Origin of the sequence: Parabacteroides caeci, from assembly GCF_023656795.1 — a bacterium.
Classification (GTDB): Bacteria; Bacteroidota; Bacteroidia; order Bacteroidales; family Tannerellaceae; genus Parabacteroides; species Parabacteroides segnis.
Genome location: NZ_JAMOKT010000001.1, coordinates 35,525 through 58,919, shown reverse-complemented (window position 1 = coordinate 58,919; position 23,395 = coordinate 35,525). Strand labels below are relative to the sequence as shown.

At 38.6% G+C, this 23,395-nt stretch carries 18 protein-coding genes; 12 read left to right on the top strand and 6 right to left on the bottom strand.

Features of this window, described 5'->3' with window-relative positions; all coding sequences use genetic code 11:
* From NBH15_RS00225 to NBH15_RS00170, 12 genes are all read left to right on the top strand, one after another.
* Window positions 1-1,452: an O-antigen ligase family protein gene (locus tag NBH15_RS00225; protein WP_250821717.1), complete on the top strand. Its 1,452-nt coding sequence runs from the start codon at window positions 1-3 to the stop codon at window positions 1,450-1,452.
* A gap of 23 nt (window positions 1,453-1,475) precedes the next feature.
* Window positions 1,476-2,705 (top strand): glycosyltransferase family 2 protein, encoded by a 1,230-nt coding sequence (locus tag NBH15_RS00220; protein ID WP_250821716.1) that lies wholly within the window; start codon window positions 1,476-1,478, stop codon window positions 2,703-2,705.
* Entirely contained in the window at window positions 2,689-3,807 is a 1,119-nt protein-coding gene (locus tag NBH15_RS00215) for a glycosyltransferase family 4 protein (protein WP_250821715.1), read from the top strand. The genes NBH15_RS00220 and NBH15_RS00215 overlap by 17 nt, the downstream gene beginning before the upstream one ends.
* A gap of 4 nt (window positions 3,808-3,811) precedes the next feature.
* On the top strand, window positions 3,812-4,444 hold the full coding sequence (locus tag NBH15_RS00210; protein WP_186959710.1) for an acyltransferase: 633 nt from the start codon (window positions 3,812-3,814) through the stop codon (window positions 4,442-4,444).
* Window positions 4,441-5,586, top strand: coding sequence for a sugar-transfer associated ATP-grasp domain-containing protein (locus NBH15_RS00205; RefSeq protein WP_250821714.1), 1,146 nt, complete (start codon window positions 4,441-4,443; stop codon window positions 5,584-5,586). Before NBH15_RS00210 ends, NBH15_RS00205 begins: the two co-directional genes overlap by 4 nt.
* Before the next feature lie 22 nt (window positions 5,587-5,608).
* Window positions 5,609-6,541: a glycosyltransferase family 2 protein gene (locus NBH15_RS00200; protein WP_250821713.1), complete on the top strand. Its 933-nt coding sequence runs from the start codon at window positions 5,609-5,611 to the stop codon at window positions 6,539-6,541.
* A gap of 5 nt (window positions 6,542-6,546) precedes the next feature.
* A complete protein-coding gene (locus tag NBH15_RS00195) occupies window positions 6,547-7,992 on the top strand; it encodes a lipopolysaccharide biosynthesis protein (RefSeq protein ID WP_250821712.1) in 1,446 nt (481 codons plus the stop codon).
* On the top strand, window positions 7,989-9,104 hold the full coding sequence (locus NBH15_RS00190; protein ID WP_250821711.1) for a glycosyltransferase family protein: 1,116 nt from the start codon (window positions 7,989-7,991) through the stop codon (window positions 9,102-9,104). The genes NBH15_RS00195 and NBH15_RS00190 overlap by 4 nt, the downstream gene beginning before the upstream one ends.
* Before the next feature lie 136 nt (window positions 9,105-9,240).
* A complete protein-coding gene (locus NBH15_RS00185; protein WP_250821710.1) occupies window positions 9,241-10,416 on the top strand; it encodes a glycosyltransferase family 2 protein in 1,176 nt (391 codons plus the stop codon).
* Window positions 10,409-11,296 (top strand): glycosyltransferase family 2 protein, encoded by an 888-nt coding sequence (locus NBH15_RS00180; protein WP_250821709.1) that lies wholly within the window; start codon window positions 10,409-10,411, stop codon window positions 11,294-11,296. Before NBH15_RS00185 ends, NBH15_RS00180 begins: the two co-directional genes overlap by 8 nt.
* A gap of 14 nt (window positions 11,297-11,310) precedes the next feature.
* On the top strand, window positions 11,311-12,498 hold the full coding sequence (locus NBH15_RS00175) for a glycosyltransferase family 2 protein (RefSeq protein WP_244051001.1): 1,188 nt from the start codon (window positions 11,311-11,313) through the stop codon (window positions 12,496-12,498).
* Window positions 12,499-12,605: 107 nt separating this feature from the next.
* Window positions 12,606-13,724 carry a hybrid sensor histidine kinase/response regulator gene (locus NBH15_RS00170; protein WP_250821708.1) on the top strand — a complete coding sequence of 373 codons (1,119 nt, stop codon included), beginning with the start codon at window positions 12,606-12,608 and terminating at the stop codon, window positions 13,722-13,724.
* 33 nt (window positions 13,725-13,757) lie between these two features.
* Here NBH15_RS00170 and NBH15_RS00165 read toward each other — a convergent pair whose 3' ends face one another.
* The 6 genes from NBH15_RS00165 to NBH15_RS00140 form a co-directional block, all read right to left on the bottom strand.
* Window positions 13,758-14,294: a GNAT family N-acetyltransferase gene (locus tag NBH15_RS00165; RefSeq protein WP_128133894.1), complete on the bottom strand. Its 537-nt coding sequence runs from the start codon at window positions 14,292-14,294 to the stop codon at window positions 13,758-13,760.
* Window positions 14,295-14,484: 190 nt separating this feature from the next.
* A complete protein-coding gene (locus NBH15_RS00160; RefSeq protein WP_250821707.1) occupies window positions 14,485-15,780 on the bottom strand; it encodes a TolC family protein in 1,296 nt (431 codons plus the stop codon).
* Window positions 15,781-15,783: 3 nt separating this feature from the next.
* On the bottom strand, window positions 15,784-18,825 hold the full coding sequence (locus NBH15_RS00155) for an efflux RND transporter permease subunit (protein WP_122328995.1): 3,042 nt from the start codon (window positions 18,823-18,825) through the stop codon (window positions 15,784-15,786).
* An 11-nt stretch (window positions 18,826-18,836) separates the two neighbouring features.
* Complete coding sequence (locus tag NBH15_RS00150; RefSeq protein WP_010802885.1) at window positions 18,837-19,889, bottom strand: efflux RND transporter periplasmic adaptor subunit; 1,053 nt, start codon at window positions 19,887-19,889, stop codon at window positions 18,837-18,839.
* Between the two features lie 203 nt (window positions 19,890-20,092).
* The gene (locus tag NBH15_RS00145) at window positions 20,093-21,061 is read right to left on the bottom strand and encodes a DNA/RNA non-specific endonuclease (RefSeq protein WP_250821706.1); all 969 of its coding nucleotides are present in this window, start codon (window positions 21,059-21,061) and stop codon (window positions 20,093-20,095) included.
* A gap of 108 nt (window positions 21,062-21,169) precedes the next feature.
* Entirely contained in the window at window positions 21,170-23,377 is a 2,208-nt protein-coding gene (locus tag NBH15_RS00140; RefSeq protein ID WP_250821705.1) for an alpha-L-rhamnosidase-related protein, read from the bottom strand.
* Between the last annotated feature and the right edge of the window lie 18 nt (window positions 23,378-23,395).

The following is a 23,395-nucleotide window of genomic DNA, read 5'->3' as shown; positions in this document are numbered from 1 at the left end:
ATGGATAGTAGTAATTACATACCTGTCGAAACTCGTTCTGTTAAGCTTCTCTATCTTTTAATATTGGTAGGATTAGCTGGTATTTTTATGGCCTTATTATCCATGAATATACCTCTATTTGCAGTAATTATTACATTTCCTTTTATATGTACCGGCGGAATTTTAATCCTGAGATATCCTCAGTTAATGTTATTCATCATCTTTACTATCAATTATTTCATACTCGGGATCACCCGCTATATACCAATAGAGGGAATCAGCATAATTATGGATATATTGTATGTCTTGACCCTCATATTGATTATTATACATAGCGCACTCTATCACAATGTCGAATGGAAAAGATGTTTTCATCTATTAAGTGCATTTTCATTATTATGGGCTTCCTATTGTATATTGGAGATTATGAATCCTAGTGCGGTATTAGATGGTTGGATTTTATCCAGAGGATTAATTATTAATGGGTTAATCATTACAGTACTAACCTCTTTATTATGTACAAAATATAAAATATTAAAAGCCCTCTTATTTACCTATTCACTTTTTACAGTATTAGCAATACTAAAAACATTTATGCAAAAATATATAGGCTTTGATACTTTTGAAACCCGATGGCTCAATAATGGAGGTGCGACAACTCATTTAATACATTCTGGCATACGTTATTTTTCATTTTTCACCGATGCCAGTAATATGGGTTCAAATATGGGAGGTGCAGGTATTGTTTTAGGTATAGCATCTTTACACATAAAAAATAGAACACTCAAAATTTATTATATAATTGTAGCTATTACATCTTTATATACTATGATGCTTTCCGGTACTCGGGGAGCCATAATCGTCCCTTTAGCCGGATTGGCCCTTTATACCGTAGTGAGCAAACAAACACGATCAATAATAACAGGAAGTATATCTTTAGCCCTAATCTATGTATTTTTTGCTTTCACGATGATCGGACAGAGTAATCCATCGATCAGAAGAATGAGAACAGCGTTTAAACCAAGTGAAGATGCTTCATACATCGTCCGCAAGGAAAACCAAAAGAAATTAAAGGAATATCTAAAATATAAACCATTTGGAGAAGGTCTGGGATTATCCGGTGACGGTTTGGGGTTAAAACTATCCAGGCGTTTCACAACTTCTATTCCTACCGACTCCTGGTACGTTAAAATATGGGTTGAAACAGGAATAGTCGGCTTAATCATATATATGGGAATGGTTCTTATTACTATAGGGCGTGGAGCATGGATTTTAATGTTCAATATATATGACCCGGAGCTTAAAGGGATATTAACAGGTTGGTTATGTGCAATATTCGGAATGTTCCTGAGCGCATATGGAAATTCATTTTGGGGACAATTCCCAACAATGGTCATAGCTTTTATGGGGATGAGTTTTATTTTGAATGGAAAATATTTTGACAAAGAACTTAATAATAAGAATAAAAAATAGACAAACTTCTAGCTGATAAAAATATGATAGAATTATTATTTAACATAAAGAACAACTGGATCGATAAACAGGAATATATATTCCTACTTATTGATGCCATCCTTTTTTTACTTTTCTTGATAGCAGTATTATATCTGTTTATATTCGCTGCCTATTCAAAAAAGAAAGCACCTTATACTTATCCTAAAGCAAATAAACAATGCAGGTATGCTATATTATTTCCGGCTTACATGGAAGATAATGTGATCGTTGATTCCGTTCAATCATTTCTCAAACAAGATTATCCCAGAGATTTATATGATATAATTGTTGTTTCAGACCAAATGCAGGAAGAAACAATTTTCAAATTAAGAGAAATAACAGCTAAAGTCACTCAAATATCCGATCCGATGAGCACCAAAATTTATGCATTGGAGAAAGCTATCGAATATATTGAACAAGAAAAACTGTCTTTTGATATGGTGGTAATTCTCGATGCAGATAATGTCGTAAAACCAGATTTTTTACAGAAAATCAATGATGCTTTTTACTCCGGATGTCTAGCCATACAGACACATAGAGTTGCCAAAAATCGAGATACAAATACGGCCGTCCTTGATGCTGTTAGTGAGGAGATCAATAATTCTATCTTCAGAAAGGGGCATACACGTCTCGGTTTTTCATCCGGATTAAGCGGATCAGGCATGGCTTTTGAATACAGTTTATTTAAAAACATAATCCAGGGAATCGATAAAATAGGTGAAGATAAACATATGGAGCGTAAATTACTTTTACAAAATATATATATCGAGTATCTAGAAGATGTATATACTTTTGATGAAAAAGTAAGAGGTAAAAAAGAATTCTATAATCAACGACGTCGGTGGTTAGCCACCCAATTTTATAATTTATTTTCAGGAATATCCCAGTTACCAGGGGCCATATTGAGAGGAAAATGGGATTATTGTGATAAACTATTCCAATGGATGATGCCTCCCCGCATCCTGCTATTAGGATTTGTTATCCTTATTGCCTGTTTCCTGAGTGTCATTAATATATTTTTATCAATCAAATGGTGGGGATTATTACTTTTTATCGGCATAACTTTCAGTCTGGCTGTTCCTGACTATTTAGTAGATAAACAATTTAAAAAGGCGATTATCAGTTTGCCTGTATTATTTCTTTTAATGTTTTTCAATCTTTTTCGATTAAGGGGAGGTAATAAACAATTTATTCATACAAAACACACTGTTAGAGATGAAAATAGCCATTGAAGCACAACGTATATTTCGTTCCAACAAACATGGGATGGACTTTGTTGCCTTAGAAAGCATACGGAAGTTACAAAAAATAGACAAAGAGAATGAGTACTATATTTTTGTAAGTCCAGGCAACGACCGCTGTCTGGAAGAAACTTCTAATATGCATATTATAGAAGTAAACTGTCCCACATATCCTCTATGGGAACAGATAGCCTTACCTCGTGCTGTAGCAAAGATAAAAGCAGATCTGTTACATTGCACTAGTAACACAGCTCCCATCTATTGTCCGGTTCCATTAATACTCACATTACATGATATCATCTTTTTGGAACCACGTCAAAGCGGAAATAAGTCATGGTACCAAAATATGGGATGGTATTATCGTCGATTGGTTGTTCCACGTATTTTACCTCTATGCAAAAAGATTATTACCGTTTCCAATTTTGAGCGAAAACGTATTCAAAATGCGTTACATCTACCTAATAACCAAATAACATCAATATATAATGGATATAGCCGACATTTCTATCCGATATCCGACATTTCTTCCGTTACTAGGAAATACGTAAAAGAGGATGAATATCTCTTTTTCCTTGGAAACACAGACCCTAAAAAGAATGTCCCACGCACATTAAAGGCCTACAGTCTATATCTAAAGAAATCTGATAAAAAACGTCCTCTTTTGATAGCTGATTTAAAAGAAGACAAACTGGATAGCATATTAAAAGAGCAAGGAATAGAAGATATCAAGCCTTATCTATATTATCCCGGATATATACCGAACAAAGATTTAGCTTATTTATATAATGGAGCATATGTATTTCTATATACTTCACTTCGAGAAAGTTTCGGTATTCCTATACTTGAAGCCATGGCTTGCGGAACACCGGTAATTACAGGCAATACATCCGCAATGCCAGAAATTGCGGGAGAAAAAGGCCTATTGGCAGATCCATTCAATGAGGAAGATATTTCCAATAAGCTACTTTTATTAGAAAATGATCATCTATATTACACTCAGCAGGTAGAATATGGCTTACAACGAGTAAAGAAATTTTCCTGGGAAAGTACTGCATTGTCTTTATTAGAAATCTATCAGAATATTTTAAAATAACACAATGAATAATAACCTTAAACAAAAGATAAAACAAAATGAGACATTAAAACATTTCGTTTTGTTTTTAATATCATCTCCTAAGAATCCTAAACCCAGAATTTGGGTTAAATGGTTCGTAAACCCTTTTTTCCATAAAAAAGGAAAAGGAGCTATCATTCGAAAAAGCAAATCAAGGATTGACGTCTTTCCTTGGAATCAGTTCATAATAGGGAATAATACTTTGATAGAAGATTTTACTACCATTAATAATGGAGCTGGTGATGTCATCATTGGCAATGATGCGAGAATAGGCATAGGATCAGTTGTAATTGGTCCTGTTAAGCTAGGAAATAAAGTTGGTTTGGGACAACATGTTTTCATTTCCGGCTTTAATCATGGATATGAAAATGGAAATCTTGATTCTAATGAGCAACCATTGATTAAAAAAGAAGTTATCATTGAAGATGATTCTCATATAGGAGCAAACTCTGTTGTAGTTGCGGGAGTACATATCGGAAAAAGATGTCAAATAGGAGCTGGAAGTGTTGTAACAAAAAACATCCCTGATTATTCGGTCGCAGTTGGGAATCCTGCCAAAGTTATAAAATATTTTGATCTCAAATTAAACAAATGGATTAATACAAAAAAGCAATGAAAACCATCAAAGAATATTTATATTACTTCATAAAAGTAAATTCAGAAAAATCGCATAGAGATTATTACTGTAACTATTATGCAAAATATTTAGATATGTATACATCATGCGAAGAGAAAAAAAGTGCAAATATCATTAAGAATGAAATAAGAATACTAAAAAAATATTGGAACACCTATCCTATTCAATATTTTAGGTATAACTTATACAGAAAAGACTGTACTCTAAATATTGAAGAAATGAAAGACTACATTCCTGATTATTTTGCATATTATTTACTATATCCAAAATCATTTAAAGATAGAAATATTTTATGCGAAGATAAAAAACTCATGTATATTGTAAATACAGGATTAAACATACCACAACCTAATACATTATTTTTCACTGAAAATAATTCAAAACTGTCTACTTCGTTAGATTTAATAGACACAACAGATTGTTATAATTTAATCAAAAAATCAAATGCTAATAAAATATTCGTAAAACCGACATTTGGTGTTGGAGGAAAAGGCATTAAAGTTTTCAACAAAAAGGATAACATTTTTTTGGATCGTAATGACAATATTGTTTTAGATGAAAATTATATATCAGAAATAGCAAAAAACAGTTATATTATTCAGGAAGGAGTAAATCAACATACGGATATAAACAAAATTTATCCATATGCTATAAACACATTTCGCATAATAACAGAATATAATCAAGGTGAAGAACCTAAAATTATCTTTTCTCTTTTACGCATGGGATGCGGAGGAATGCAAATTGACAATGCCAGTTCTGGAGGTATCTATATCAAAATAAATTCAGAATCAGGATTATTAGGAAAAGAAGCAATAGCCGATAATCGAAAAACATATACAGAACATCCAGATACTCAATTTTTATTTAACAATTATAAAATCCCATTTTGGAATGAAATTATAAAATTTGCAAAAGATATTGCTTCTAAATATTCACCAATAAAATACATTGGATGGGATATTGCATATTCAGAATCAGGACCGATTCTCATTGAAGGGAATAATGGACCAAGTATAGAAATTATACAAGACCATTTCGGTGGTGTTAGAAAAAAATTTGATATAAATAATCCTAATGATTTTTGGTTTTCAAAAAATTACGGATTAAAAGATTTATAAAGTTCTCAATAAATAGATTATCATGAAATCACCCAAAGTAAGTGTAATAATCCCTGTCTACAATACCGAAAAATATGTAGAAAAGGCTGTAAAATCTATAATGGACCAAACATTAAAGAATATAGAAATTATTATTATTAATGATGGTTCAACAGATAATTCTTTATTTGTAATTCAAAAATTGGCGAATGAGGATGACCGCATACAAGTCTATAGCAAAGAAAATCAAGGTCCTTCTACTACACGGAATCAAGGAATAAGTATTGCTAAAGGAAAATATCTGTATTTCATGGATAGCGATGACTATCTTGAACCTGAAACTTTAGAATCATGTTTCTTCAAATGTGAAAAAAATGCTTTAGATTTTATTTTTTTTGATGCTGACATTCTTAATAAAGAAGCAAATTTTGATATTCATATCAATTATCAGCGTAAAGATTGTACTAACCCTGATATCCTATATGATGGCGTACAATTATTTACACTCTTGGTAGAAAATAGCAAATATTCTCCGTCTCCCTGCTTAAATCTTATAAACACAAAATTTCTAAACGAGATAAATCTTCGTTTTCTTCCCGGAATTATTCATGAAGATCAATTATTTATAACCTTATTATACTTACAGGCAGAACGAATTATGTGCATACATGAAGATTTTTTCAAGAGAAGACTTCGTTGCGACTCAATTATGACGAGTAAATTCTCATTGAAAAATATGGATAGCTATTTCATCATTACTGACAAATTATTACATTATGCATCCAATCATATAGAAACACAAAACATAATCGATAAGTACTTGTCTAAAATGCTCAATGCCGCAGTGTGGTTATCTTACAAAATGCCATTCAAGGACCGCTTATACATCACTAAACATTGTATCAAAAATTATACGAAGTATGTTTCTCGGAAAAATCTAGCAATTTTACTATTTAAATCATTTTTCAAAAAGTAAATCATATGACTTCCACTAAAAAAGAACTTCTATCCGGTGTTTTCTATACCGCAATAGCTAAATATTCAGGAATAATAGTATCCTTAGTCGTTGCAGGGATACTTGCCCGCCTTATAGATCCGGAAGACTTTGGTGTAGTGGCAATTGCTACTGTGATTATTTCTTTCTTTAATATATTCAGCGATCTCGGAATAGCACCGGCAATCATACAGAATAAAACACTCTTAAAAAAAGATTTCAGCAATATCTTTACCTTTACACTTTGGTTAGGTATTAGCATAGCCATTCTATTTTTTTTATCTTCATGGCCCATATCTCATTTTTACAACAACAATACATTATTAACTATATGCCAACTGCTATCATTAAACTTATTCTTCGCATCAGCCAATATTGTGCCTAATGCATTATTGTTTAAGAAAAAGGAATTTAAGTTCATTGCATACCGAAGTTTAACAATCCAAATTATCGGAGGCAGTATGGCCATCATTGCAGCTCTTATGGGAGCCGGGTTATATGCACTGGTCATTAATCCCATATTGTCAAGTATATTATTATTCATTATTTCTTTTCGGAAAAACCCACAAAAATTATCTCGGACATGGGGTATTCAATCCATGAAAAAGATTTTTAGCTTCTCAGCATACCAATTCATGTTTAATGTGATCAATTATTTCAGTCGTAATCTGGATAAGCTATTGATCGGAAAATATATGGATATGGTTGCGTTAGGATACTATGAAAAATCATATCGGCTGATGATGTTACCTCTTCAAAATATTACACATGTCATTTCACCTGTAATGCATCCTATATTTTCAGACTTTCAAAATGATTTGACCAAATTATCAATTTCATACAATAAGGTAATTCGCTTTTTGGCATTTATTGGATTTCCTTTATCTGTATTATTATGTTCTTGTTCCAAAGAAATCATATTAATCATTTTTGGAGAACAATGGATGCCTTCCGTTCCTGTATTTCAAATCCTATCCATATCAGTCGGTATACAGATCATCTTATCGACCTCCGGTTCTATTTTTCAAGCGGCAAATGATACTAGAAGTTTATTTATATGCGGTTTATTCTCTACCCTACTCAATATTATAGGTATATTGACCGGTATATTTTTTTTCAAAACCTTGGAGGCTGTAGCATGGTGCATATGTATCACATTTACAATCAATTTTGTACAGTGTTATATATGGATGTATAAGATTACCTTTAAAGAAGATCTTTGGAAATTTTGGAAACAGTTTTTGTCCCCTATTCTACTTACAGGTATATTAATAGTTTGTTTATTACCTATCTATTATATTTCAGATAAAAGTTCCATATATGCCAGTCTGCTATTAAAAGGTAGTGTATTCACTATAATTTACGTTGCATACGTGCAAATAAGAGGAGAATATAATATTATTAACTTTATCAAATCGAAAATAAAAAAATGAAAGTATTATTCCTCATATACCATGGTTTCAGTGAAACAAATGGCATCAGCAAAAAGATATATTATCAAGTAGATGCCTTAAAAAATTGTGCTTTAGATGTACGTACCTGTTATTTGTTAGAATCTGATAGAAATAAATACAGGATGATTGATAATAATATTTTGAGAGATTATGGACAAGGTGTAAGTAGTAAAATTTTAAAACGAGTTGAATTTAATTCTATTGCAGATTATGTAATTCGAGAGGAAATTCGTTTTGTATATATTCGCTCTGATCACAATGCCAACCCTTTTACTATTAATATGGTAAAAAAAATGCACAAAGCCAATATTCGTGTTGTAATGGAAATACCGACTTACCCATATGACAATGAATACTCTAGCTTTTACGGAAAGATAATATTGTTTATAGACAAATGTTTTAGAAAAACTTTTGCTAAATATTTATATCGCATTATTACTTTCTCTGATTACAAATATATTTTTGGGACTCCAACTATTCAAATATCCAATGGCATAGACTTTCGCAAAATAAAGCTAAAGCAAAACATCAACGATACATCCCATGAACTTCATCTGATTGGAGTCGCAGAAATACACTACTGGCACGGATTTGATCGCCTCGTACAAGGTCTTGTTGATTATTATAAAGGAAACCCTGTTTACAAAGTTTTTTTTCATATTGTTGGTAACTTCTTTGGAGAAAGAGAAAGCAATGATATTGTACCCTTGATTAGCAGACACCATTTAGAACCTTACATAATTCTACATGGAGCAAAACATGGAGGAGATTTAGATCTGCTTTTTGAACAATCTGATATGGCGATTGGCAGTCTTGCCCGCCACCGTAGTGGCATAACAAACATAAAAACATTAAAAAACCGGGAATATGCAGCTCGTGGATTATCTTTCATTTATTCAGAACAAGATAGTGATTTTGAAAATAAAGCCTATATTTTAAAAGTACCGGCAGATGAAAGCCCTATTAATATAAACAAAATAATAGATTTCCATAAAAGACTAAAGCTCAATCCATCAGAAATAAGAAATTCAATTCTTTCACTTTCATGGGAAGCTCAAATGGATAAAGTTTTAAAAGCGATAGAAAAATAATTCATTAAAAATTAAATGTATGGGACATCGTACACCAATAGATCAAGAAAATATAATTCTAAATGAGGATACAACAAAAATACTCATTGAAATTCAAAGTATCTAAATATTATATTTACTTTTGTAAAAAAAGAAAATGAACCTTCTATTTCAATTGGATACATTCCTGTTCATCATCACTGCGATATTCACAGGATATAATCTTTTTTTCACTTTGGCCTCTTTTGTCAAAAGAAAAAAAGGAAAGACAGACCATGTTAAAACACAAAGCATTGCGGTTATCTTTGCTGCCTATAAGGAAGACCAGGTAATAAAAGAATCTGTTGAAAGTTTTTTGAAGCAAGATTATCCCCAAGATAAATTTCAGGTAGTAGTGATCTCTGATCATATGGAGGAGGCAACCAATCTCTCTTTGGAGCAATTGCCAATAACTCTTTTTACTCCTGACTTTCAAGAAAGTATGAAGCATAAATCCATATCTTATGCATTAGATCACTTGGAAGGATTTGACCGGGTTATTATTATGGACGCCGATAACATTACCGACACAGACTTTCTGACCCGCATAAACCAAGCCACACAAGCAGTTAAAGTATTACAGGCCCACAGAACCCGGAAAAATGAAAACACATCCGTTGCCGTGTGGGATGGCATTTCAGAAGAGATAAATAATACTATATTCAGAAAAGGACGTGTGAACGTTGGACTATCATCAGCTTTGATCGGTTCCGGAATGGTTTTTGATTTTGAATGGCTGAAACAACATATGCATGAGTGCAAAACCTTTGCAGAAGACAAAGAACTGGAAGCCATCCTGGCCAGAGACAACATATTCGTAGATTATAGTGATGATATATATGTATATGATGAGAAGACCGCCAGACAAGACATTCTGATCAGACAACGATCAAGATGGTTCCATGCACAGATTCTTGCATTTTCCCTGATAACAAAGGATTTTAATATAAGGAAGATAAATCTGTCATATATTGACAAGGTCATCCAATGGATCCCTTTCCCCAGACCAGTCCGTTTTTTGCTGATATTCTTGATGATACTCTTCTGGTCTGTCGTATCGTTTCCCGTTGCAATTAAATGGTATTGCCTGCTAATCATCAAAATAGGAACATATCTCTTAGCAATACCCCGGAATATGTACACCCGGGACTTTTTCGTCAGCATAACAAAACTACCATCAATGATGATAGCACTGTTACGCAGTTACACGGCCTCGATTTGCCGCGTAAAAAAGAAAGACATGAGTTTCAACAATACACCGCATCATATCACTAAAAAGAATAATCATGAATAAAAAAGTCTCCATAATCACTGTTAATTATAACGGGGTCACAGATACATGTGAAATGATTGAATCATTAAAACGGCATGAAAATTATCCTTACGAACTGATAGTTGTGGATAACGGTTCAGCCAGCCTGAAAGATTACACTTTGTTAAAAGAAAAATATCCTGATGCAAAAGTAATACGAAACGAGATCAATCTCGGATTCGCGGAAGGAAATAACATCGGTGTCAAACAGGCAACCGGTGATTACTTGTTTTTCCTGAATAACGATACGATCATTACCCGCCCTATTCTTGAGATACTGGTAAAACGGCTGGATAGTGATGAAAAAATAGGATGTGTCTCCCCTAAAACGACTTTCTGGCCGCAAAACAATAAACTGCAATATGCAGGAGCCACTCCAATGAGTTACATAACACTCCGTAACGAGTTCATCGGCTACTCACAGGAAGACGACGGAAGGTTTGATGTCCCGCAGGAAACAACCTTTGCCAATGGAGCAGCCATGATGATCCGGACTGCTGATACTCAAAAGTTCGGTTATATGAGCGAATACTATTTTTTATATTATGAAGAACTGGATTGGTGTACTTTCATGCATAAAGCCGGATTTAGTATCTGGTATGAACCTCAGGCAGTCGTCGGACATAAAGAAAGTGCCAGTGTCGGTCTGCAAAGTCCGTTACAAGTATATTTTCATACCCGCAATCGCTTGATATTTGCCCAAAGAACATTGTCTGACCCATTTGAAAGGAAATGTTCATATCTATATCAGCTTTTTGTTGCTTTACCTAAGCACTTTCTGACTTATTTATGCCAAGGAAAATTCAAGCTGATACTTCCTTTGCTTAAAGGAGGAATAGACGGAATCTCTTTTATCAGATAAATAAATATAAAACCATGCAAGAAGTATTTTACACTGTAATCGAATGGCTATTTTGGATCGGTATCTTTATAGTCTTCTATACCTATCTGGGATACGGTACATTATTATATGTATTAGTAAAAGTAAAAGAACTCTTCAAAAAAACCATAAGCATAGGATTGCCTGAGCCTCTTCCTGAAGTTACTCTCTTCATTGCGGCATACAATGAAGAAGATATCGTTGCATCTAAGATGGAGAACAGTCATGCCCTCGCCTATCCGACTGATAAGCTTAAAATCGTTTGGGTTACAGACGGGTCGAACGACCGTACGAATGAACTCCTGAAACAATACCCGGAAGTAACCGTGCTTTTCCAACCGGAACGAAGAGGTAAAACAGCCGCCCTGAACCGAGGTATACAATACATAACAACGCCCTACGTCATCTTTACGGATGCAAATACCATGCTTAATAAAGAAGCCGTGCATGAAATTATCCGCCAATTCTCCAATCCGGAGGTCGGCTGCGTAGCCGGAGAAAAAAGAGTGGAAACAAACACTGCCCAGGGAGCTACGGCGGGAGAAGGCATTTACTGGAAATACGAATCAGCCCTGAAAGCATTAGACTACCGGTTGTATTCGGCAGTCGGAGCAGCAGGAGAATTATTTGCCGTACGGACGGAGTTATTCGAACAAATGCCGTCAGACACCCTTCTTGACGACTTCATTCTTTCATTACGTATTGCACAAAAAGGCTATAAAATAGCCTTTTGTAAAGAAGCCTACGCTACCGAAACCGCTTCCCTCAATATGAAAGAGGAAGAAAAACGCAAAATACGCATTGCTGCCGGAGGATTGCAATCTGTCTGGCGTCTGCGAAACCTGTTCAACATCTTCCGTTATGGTATACTTAGTTTTCAATTTGTGAGCCATCGTGTCTTACGATGGACCATTACACCGGTCATGTTATTTCTTTTAATACCATTAAATATAATATTAGCCTGTTATGGTAAGTTTACTTATATATTTTTACTACTTTTACAAGTTGCATTCTATATAATGGCTTATGCAGGTTATATGATGGAACAGAAAAATGTTCGAAACAAGTTGTTTTTTATCCCCTACTACTTCTCTTTCATGAATATAAATGTGATAAGAGGTTTTTTCTATTTAGCTGGAAATAAAGGGAATGGAGCATGGGAGAAAGCAAAAAGAATTCAATAAAAAAAATAATTCTAAAATGTAACAAGGAAAACGCCTGTAAATTCAAACATTATTAATATTTTTGCGTACGCATAGTGATTGAATATCAAGAAAAGTTTAAATTTGATATGGATAATTTAGCAGCAGGATATACAGTATTGATCGTTGACGATGTACCAACCAACGTCATGTTAGTACAAGCTATATTAAAAAAAGAAGGCTACAGGCTATTAACCTGTGACAGCGGAGCCAAGGCTTTACGTCTGGCACATGACAAGCACCCTAATCTCATACTATTAGATATCATGATGCCGGAGATGGATGGATACGAAGTATTACAGCATCTTAAAAGCAATCCGGACACAAACGATATACCTGTTATTATCATGTCGGCCCTGAGTGATATGCAGAGTATAGTAAAAGGTTACCAGCTCGGAGCAACAGAATATGTGACGAAACCGTTCCAGAGAGAGGAATTGGTTAAGCGCGTAGCCCACCGTTTCGAGTTATTCAGCATTAAACGAATTAAGCAGGAACTGGAAAACACCATAGAATCCCGTGACACCCTTTATTCCGTTATCGCCCATGACCTGCGTTCGCCGCTAGGTTCTCTGAAAATGATGAACAATGCGATCCTTATGATGGTAGATAAGGACCTGGTAAGTCCGGAAGTATTTGAAATGCTCCAGATGATGAACAAGACATCGGAAGAAATCTTCCTGCTGTTGGATAATTTGCTTAAGTGGGCCAAAAACCGTCTGAAGAAACAAAACGTATATAAACAGGAAACTGATATAAACAGCCTGGTTTCAAGCACAGCAGAAATATATATCCCGATGGCAACCCAAAAAGGACTGACTATCCAATTACAGGACATGGACAAAGAATTATCCGGTTTTGTTGATATAGATATGATCAAAACAGTCATCAGGAACCTTATTTCAAATGCTATTAAGTTCAGCTTTGAAGGCGGAACAATTACTATCGGTTCCAAGATAGAAGGAGACCATGTCATTATCAGCGTCAAAGACTCCGGCAAGGGGATAAAGAAAGAAGACCAGGAAAAGCTGTTAAAACAGAATACTCACTTCACGTCCTATGGAACGAATAATGAAAAAGGTTCCGGATTAGGTTTGATGCTGTGCAAAGACTTTGTTGAACAGCATGACGGAAAGCTCTGGTTCGAGTCGGAAGAAGGTAAAGGTTCCACATTCTTCGCATCCCTGAAAGCGTTGAGTAAAGAATAAAAAGAAACTATATAATGAAAAAGGGAAGGTTCGTCACCTTCCCTTTTTCATTATAACCCGATTCAAATCTGAAGCGAACCGCTTATATTCAATATCCGGGATGGTTTCCCCGGAGGAAAGAACAACTAACGAATGATCCGGATATCCCTTTCTGTAAGCCGGATGGGTATGAGGAAACTGATTTTCTACAAACCCATGTAACTGATAAAAATGCAGGCGGGCAGCAGAGACATTATCCGTAACAGGATCTATTTCTAATAATACACGTCCACTTTCCTGCTCTATCAGATTCTTCAGAATCAAACCTCCCAGACCTTTCCCGCGCTCATTCGGATGGATTGCAAAATGTTCCACATACGTATAACTATCGAACCTCCAATAAGCGATAAAGCCCAATAAAAGATCATTGACCGGATCAATATAACAATCCAGATGATACCGGCTGTCTGAAAACGCGTCCAGTTGCTGCTCCACAGTCCGTTGTTCATAGATTGGGAAACTTATATCATATATGTTTCTAAAAGCAGTATACCGCGGATGATCCGTTGCTGTCAATCTTATAATCTCCATCTTGTTTTTGTTTTCTTAAACGGATACAAAGATAAAAACTAATGCTTTCTAACCTTCAAGCAATTGTATTCAAATATAAACATACAACCTTGAAACTGTTTCATAGTAATGAAACAAATGTTTCTCCCTAATGAAACAAGTGTTCCAATAGGGAGAAACAGATTTTACTTAGTATGTATTTTACCAGAGGTCACTGCATCCGTCGGATACCAATAGCCTTATTATACTGGGCCAATGATGCTTTTTGCTGGTACCAGGTCTGGATCAGGCTGCTATAAGACTGTATCCATGACAACTGGGCAGAAAGGACATCGACGATGGGTAGCTTTCCTTCGTTGTAACTGAATGTATTCAGATCCAGGTTCTCTTCTGCTATCTTACAAGCCTCTTCAGCGACATCGATCTGTTTAGTATTCTCTGTCAGGCTTGTCCATGCATTAGCCACTTCCTGAGTGATCTGGTCGCGGGTATTATCCATTGCATACTCTTTACTGCGCAGCACGGCTTTTTGGGAATTTACTTCCTTGAAACGGGCACCCCAACGGAACAAAGGAATCTTTAAAGAAGCAAATACAGCCGGTGTCCATAAGTTATCGGAGCCTTTTACGTTCAGCATAGGAGTTCCCCATGTGCTCTGAAAACCGACAGACAGGGTCGGATTATATTTTGCTTTTGATAGATTGATCTGTCTTTTCTGATACTCGATGTTCAATTTGGAGATCAGGTAGTCCGGCCGGTTTTCCAATGCTGCCGATTCACCGACCTGCATAGGTAACGGTAAAACCATCGTAATAGAGTCTGTGATCGTTATCGGTTCCATTGGAGGAACGCCCATCAGGACATTCAGATTCTGCAATGCAATCTGATAATCCTTATAAGCGGCACTTTTATTCAACTCGGCTTCCTTTAAACGGGCCTGTACCTGCAACAGGTCAGTCTTGCTGATCTGTCCGTCCTGAAAACGGAGAGTCAGCACGTTTGCCAGTTCCTGTACGATATCGACATACTGTGTCATTACACCGTACATGCCTTTACGGGCGGCTACAGACCAATAGTTCATATCTGCGGCATAAACGATGTTATCGGTCGTCAGCTCTTCGGCCTCAGTAGCGATCTGACCCTGGATTTCGGCAGCCTTATAATTGTTGTAAATTTGTCCGCCGGCGTAAATAGGTTGGCTTACTGTGGCACCAAGACTATACGTATTATGGTCCATTTCAATACCGGGTATGCCATCTCCCATTCCCAATTCGTATTTATTTATACGGTATTGATAACTTCCGGAGAAATCCACAGCCGGGAAGAATGCTGTTTTAGCTGCTTTAATAGCATGCTGCATTGCAATCCGTTCTTCCGAACTTTGCTTGATCTGACGGCTGTATTCAAGTACTTTTTCTTTGTATTCGGCTGCCGTAATGGGCTGCACCTGTGCTTTCGCAGACAGGGCACCCAGTAACATACAACCTATTATCAGTTTACTTTTCATATCTTATTCCGATTTAATCTTAAAGAAAATACAATAGGTAACCGGAAGCACGAAGATGGTCAGGATGGTTGAAACAAACAAACCTCCCATGATCGTTGCGGCCATACCTGCAAACATCGCGTCGCCCAGCAACGGAAGCATACCCAGAATCGTTGTACCCGAGGCCATCGTAACAGGCACGATACGTGTCTTGGTTGCCTCGATAACAGCATTGACAGGAGCCAGTCCGTTATCCATTTGCAAACCAATCTCATCGACGAGCACAATCGCATTCTTAATATTCATACCGATCAGTCCCAACAATCCCAGCATCGCAAAGAAGTCGAGCGACTTGCCGAATACCAGTAATCCTAGTACCACACCGATGAAGATCAATGGAAGCATAGCCATAATCAACACCGGTTTACGGTAATATTTCGGGAAAAGGAACAACAGGGTAACATAGATCAGACCGAACATCAACGGAATATTGGCGGCAATCGCTTTGTTACCTTTATCCTGTTCGCTTTGTTCTCCGAAATAAGTCATCTTATAACCTTCAGGAACCTGTATTTGTTTTTGAGCTTCTGTCCAAAGATGGCTGAAAGCAGCCATGGTGTTAGCGCCGCGTTTCGGCTCACATTGCATCATCATGTATGGCTGACGGTTGTAACGTCTCACTACATTATATTCATAATCGAGAGAGAAATCGTCGATAACCTGTTCAACTTTGACGGAACGTCCTTTGGCACTGTAAACCGGCAATGTTCTAATATCGTTCAGGTTCATAGAATCCCTGTCGGCATCCTTCATCAGGATAGGCATGAAGACATCGCCTTCACGATATTCGCCTAATGGTACACCGTTTGTTGCCGAACGAAGGGAATAAGCAACCTGCTGGCGGGTAATACCCAGGCGCAGACCTTTTTCCTGTGAGTACATCGGTTTCCATACCGGTACTTTATTCCCCCAACTGTCACGCACTTCCATCACCTGGTCGTACTGGCGGGCAATCTCTTTGACTTGTTCCGTTAAAGCGACCAGTGTATCCACATTGTCGCCGATAAAACCGATCTCGATAGCGGCATCTGGTACCGGAGACAAGGCAAACAAGGCTGAACGGGTCAAGATATCAGGATAGTTAGCCACCATATAGTCATAGAATTTACCTTCTTCCGCCTGTGCATCCTCCGCCTTTTTAGTTTCAATCAGCACATTGGCAAAGTTGGGTTTCGGACCTACCGACGAACTTGCCAGGTAATAGCGGACCGGTGAACCTCCCAGGGTAAATGAATATGACTTGATATTCTCGTTCTTACTCAGGTAATCTTCAATCAGCTTAACATTCTTCTCCACGTCGTAAATACTGTACCCTTCAGGGAAGATCAGGTCGGCACGGAAATAAGGTTTGTTCATGATCGGGAAGAAACTCTGCGGCATGATACTCATAATAAATAAAGAGAGGAATAATGTCGCAATCACGGAAGTAATAGTTATCCATCTGCGTTTGATCAGACGACCCAGCACCCCTTCGAATTTATGATACAGTTTCGTATCGTACGGATCCTTCGACTCGCCCGGTTTAGCCTCTTTCAGGATAAAGTTACCGAAAGTTGTTGTCTGAGTCAATGCCAGTATCCAACTTAAACCTAATGAAACAGCCAATACGATAAACAACGGTTTAACGATTTCGGCTACTGAAGCCGGAGCCAGATACATCGGCAGGAATGAACAGACAGCGATAAAGGTAGCCCCCAGCAATGCCCATTGCGGTTTGGTCGCCCCATCGATCAGGGCCTGATAACGAGACAATCCCCGCTTGATACCCACCTGCGCATTGTCGGTTACAACTATCGCATTATCCACCAGCATACCCATTGCAATGATAAAGGCAGCCAGCGAAGTACGGTTCAGTCCGACGCCCCAGATCAGCATAAGCAATAAAGTACCGCCCACTGAGAAGAGCAGCGAACTACCCACCAGCATACCGGCACGTGATCCCATCACCAGGAAGATCACCACGATTACAATCAACAACGATTCGATCAGGTTCAGGATAAAACCATTGTTCGCTTCATCTGCTATCTTGTTTTCCGGATAGATCGTTTTCAGGTCCATTCCGACAGGGAACAATTGTTCCATCTCCTGGAGGTGGGCAGCTACATCATTACCGACAGCCACCACGTCATCTTTAGCACCTGTTGCAACTCCGATACCAATAGCACGTTTGCCATCCACACGCATCAGATTGGAAGGAGGATCCATATAACCTCGTTCCACAATAGCAATATCTCCTAAACGGACTTCACTACCGCTTTTGGTTACGATCAACTGGTCGCGGATATCCTGGATATTCTTATAGGTTCCTTCCGCCCGGACACGCAACTGGTAGTTACCCGTATTGATATCTCCGGTATTTACCAGCAGGTTTTGCGTTTGCAACACTTGCTGTATCGAGTTCGGGTCGATACCGAGGTTTGCTAGTTTAGGAACTGAAATCCTTACATTAATAACTTGTGTCTGTTCACCAAACAGATATACTTTCTGAACACCGGGAACGGGAGACAATTCCGTCTTGATCTTCTGGGCCCAGTCACGCAATTCATCATAGGTATAACCATCATCCGCACTCAAAGCGTAATAGATACCAAACACGTCTCCAAAATCATCGCTGACTGAGATGGAAGAAGCACCACTCGGCAAGCGGGGCTCTATATTCGCCACTTTACGGCGAAGTTCATCCCACTTAACAGGCATGTTATCAGGGTCGAGTGTTGGCTGAAGTTCAATCGAAATCTTTGACATACCGAAATAAGATTCAGACTTGATCTGAAGCACGTCAGACATAGATTGAATCTCACGTTCGATTGGCTCGGTGACCAGTTTTTCTACCTCGAAAGGAGTCGCACCCGGATATTGTGTAACAAGCACAGCCTGCTTGATCACAAAGGGAGCATCTTCCTTCTTCGGCAATTTAAAGAAAGAGTATATACCACCTATCAGCATAACAGCCAGGAAGAAGTATATAATCTTCGTATTCTCTAAGGAATATTTTGGAATATTCATTGCTTATCCTCTTAATCTGTTAATACTTTTACTTGTTGTCCGTCGACAAGGCGGGTTACTCCGGCAGTAACGATCTGTTCTCCGGCTTTCAAACCTTCGGTTACGACAACACCGTCTTTGCCGACCAGTTCTTTTTCCGTAATCTTACGACGTTCCACTTTCGAGGTTTGCGGGTTATAGACGAACACATATTTATTACCGCTGTTCGGTTCGTCGGCAACGATAGCAGACAGCGGAATCAACACGGCCCCTTCATTGAAACTCTTGCTCTCTATGTTCAGGATTACACGACAGGAGAAACCTACGGCTACCTTATATTTGTTCAGATTAAATTCGGGATCATCAATATAAAGGAATACCGGTACGCCAGAACCATCGGGCGAGGCTTCCACATATTCTTTTACTTTCGCTTTGAAACGGGTTCCTTTGTAATTGTCAAACTCTACAAAGATGCTGTAGGGAGTGGAGAAGTAAGTGATATTCGTTTCAGGCATTGTAAACTGCACCTGCAATTTGTTCGGGTTTATCAGGCAGACAATACCTTGTCCCATTTGTACCTTCTGATAGTTCTCTACATATTTCTTTTGGATGAAGCCATCGAAAGGAGCACGCAGCTTAGTCTGCTCCAAGGTATTCTGTGAGTTTTCGAATGCTGCCTGCGCATTGGAATAAGCAGCCTTTGTCGATTCATACTCCTGTTGAGAGATTGCCTGTTTAGCCAGAAGTCTTTCTGCACGCTGCAACTGTGCCTGTGCTGTCTGGAAAGAAGCCTTTTTGGCTTCATAATCCCATTTGAAATCCTGTGGGTCTATTTCGGCTACGATTTGCCCTGTACGTACTTTCTGTCCTTCTTCGACATTTAATGAAATCAGCGGACCGGACATCTTAAAAGCCAGGTCACTAAATTGATCAGGCGATACAACACCGCTAAATGATTTTTCTACCATATCCAAAGATGTCACTTCTTCCAGCTTCACCGGACGAGGGCCCTGTTCCTTTACCGGAGGCTGGCTACATGACATCAATGCTGTCAATACAAAAACGGGAATCAATTTACCATTCATGATAACAACTTGATTTAGTTATTTAGTTACTTATTATAATTATATATACTTGTATGCAGTCATATAAAACTATGCGTTAAATCATAGTTATACAACACTCATTTTCCACTAATTGTTCTAATTGCGCCGCTCCTTCGGAACCGAACGGCTGCTACTTACATTTGCTTGTCTTACTTCTATATTGCTCGTACAAACTACTAGTGTCAAAAGGACCAACTGTCCCAATCTATTTTTGCTTCCATTACCCTTTCCTGTTCATCGGGAACAGCCGGAAAGAAATCAATTCCTGTTACTTTTTCCACACTATCGACAGGTATCACCATTGACTTCAAAGAAGTTTTTTTATAATCCTTATTTTCCAGAATGAACGCAATTGCTTTATATTCACTTCCCGAAACGTAACAAATCACTTTGTAAAACGCGTCAGGAACACCTACTTGATTCTTTCCCATCCGTTTCATATTGTCCGTAATTACAGGACCGGTAGCAATCAGCAAAGATCCGTAATCTTTCGCCCATAGACGGCTCTGCTCTTCCAGTTCTTTCCAGATACCCCGGTTCAGCGCCGGTTTCTGCGGACAGATATTACTGAAATAAAATGATTCACGCATTGCCTTTGCCGACCACTTCATGTCACCGGCAGGAGCCATATGACCACGGTCGTAACCTGTGCGAGTATAATCTTCATTTGTTGCTGTCGCACCTTTTACCATCGGGTCCGGTACGAATTTATTAGAACGTTCCGTCTTTTTGCTTTTCGCCTCTTCGGCAGTCAGCTCGTAAGCTACCCAGTTTGCAATCTTATAATCTGAATTGTAGGATACGGTATACCCTTCGTGACGGATCACTTGCTCGGAACGTTTAGCCTTCAATTTAGGGATTTCGGCATTTGCCGGAACTTTAAAAGTAGTTGTTTTCGGACGAGGGGGAACAATGGCAGGCTTTTTATCTGCCGTTTTTTCCTTTACCGGGTCAGCAGGCTGCTTCTTCTGTTCCACTGCCACAGGCTTCTTGCCGGAAGTAGGATAGAAATAGTTAAACACATATAACAGGCCGATAAAACAGATAACCACTAAGGCCGCAAGAACAAATATACGCCTGATTACAGAAACCAAAGATGCCCCCTGATTCTTCTTTTTCCGCGATTTTGCTTTGCCTTTTCTTTTTGCCATTGATTAATAACCATTTATTCTCCGCCGCAAAAGTAGATAATGTGAGATTATTAAACAACATATAAACCTTAAATATATTCGTCAGAATTAATACAAAAAGTGCCCCGATTAAAAGGGGCACTTTAAATTATATGTTCCGGAGCCTATCTGCTGTATCTTTCCTTTCGGAGAAACAACCTCTGCACTCGTCTGTTCCGGAACTTGTATTTCCATTAATATAGTACGTCCTGACTTGCGTAATTTCACTTTTATATCCCCGTAATGGGTAGGTACTGATGCCGAAGCTTCCGTCAAAGCCCCCATCTGAGGTTTTATGCGGAATGTACGGAAACCGGGAGATGTCGGTTCAATTCCACACACTTTCTGGCTCAGCAACGTCAGCGGCCCTCCGCTCCAGGCATGGTTGATCGTACCTCCTCCGAAACCTTCAGCGCCGACTCCCCAACCCTCAAATAAGGTGGTATAATCCTTATAGCTTAACATACCGGCATACCGGTCACGCATCCTCTGCAAGGCAACCTCCGGGGCATTCATCTGAAAAAGTGCTTCCAATACATACTTTTCCATATAAGGACTGGCATGATATTCTTTTTTCAAGACCTTCAGTATAGCCGGATACTTGTCTTTTGCCGCCAGACCGGATAAAACGGCCATAGCCTGCGAACGGTCGTCATCCTTGCCATGATAACCAGGAGAACGATATGCAGTGCCGGTCCAGAATTTTGTATTAAAACATTTCTCAATACTATACATCATACGGGTGATCTCTTCCGCATCTGCTTTCTTACCCAGTTGAAGTGCAAATTCCTTTTCTGCTTTCAGTGCCAGATAATACCAGCAATTCGTCAATACCCCCATATCGATCTGTTCGCCCCAGTCACCCCAACTCCATTCGCCACTGCGTTCGATGGGCAAGCCACTCTTATCGACCTGCCATGTTTCATGCAGATAACGATGCAGACGGTCATAAATAACCGGAATAAATGTACTGTCTCCGCTATAATAATACTGTGTATAGAAACCATACCAACCCACCGAAGCCAGCATCTGCAAAGGCAACTCCTTCGACCAGTTACCGGCAGGAACAGGAGCAAACAATGAGCCGTCGGCACGCTGCCAGTTCATCAGTTCATAAATACCTTTAACGGCCAGCTTATGAGAAGAAGGAGAAAGTGCATAGAAAGCCTCTCCCAACTCGTTCACCTCATCTCCCCACCATTGAGCACGTTCGCGTTCGGGACAATCCATATAATTGTCACGCATCGTTATATATAATGTTCTCGCAGAACGTTTCCAAAGTTCGTTCAGGAAAGGATCGTTACATTGAAACGATCCGGCAAACTCTGTATCATAGCCGGTTTCACGATACTTAACTTCCAGTACTTTTACTCCTTCGGGAAGAATATACCACATCTCATGACCGCTCATCCAGCCGTAACTTTCATACTCCTGTATGCCGTTGCGGGTAACATATTCGGCACGGACATTTTCCGGTCCTCCACCCCGATAATTATCCGTCTGCATATGAATTGTCGCACCTTCCGCCGACTCCACTTTCAGATAGGGTGTAAACTGGCAGTTGTAAGGTAAACGGCAGAACAGGGTATCTCCTCTCTCCGACCGGCGGACACCCGGATACTCCTTTAAACCGAAATCCTTAAAGAGCGGAATAGGACGTTCAACCAGGTTTCCCAAAGGCGCTTTACCGACCACTGAAGCGATCTCGGCACCGGGAAACGTATTCTTATAACCAGGCTGGTTCCATCCTTCCAATGTTCTGCGGGCATCAAAACGGATATTGCTTTCCGACAAGCGATAGTTCGGATAAGGAGCACCGGTATTCTGATAAGCATCATATACCCTACAACTCCAGCTTTTATCGGATACAATCTCTATGCCGGGAGCAATCGCCTCAAACAGCAAGGCTGCCAGTCCACTGTTCACATGGCTGAATCCGTTCTTGCCAAAATGCCATACCAGAACAGCGATCGTATTTTCCCCCGACGTAAGGTAAGGAGCAATCTCTACCGAATCGTAATAAGTATCATAAGGAGAAGGACCACGTTTCAAGCCTCCTTCAAACACCACCATCCGGCCGTTAATCCATAACCAATATTTACTGTCGGCTGCAATATGTGCGGTCAGTGTCCGGGGAACTTCAGCCAAAGTTACCGTTTTACGATAGGCCAGCCAGGTATTGCTCGCACTCTGGCATTGTTCCGTATTTATCCAGTTTGCTTTCCAGTCCGTTTTCGTTTTAGCTTCTGCCGAAGCCAAAAATCCGGCGCATACACACAGTAAGAGATACTTTTTCATAATACGATCGCTTTTACA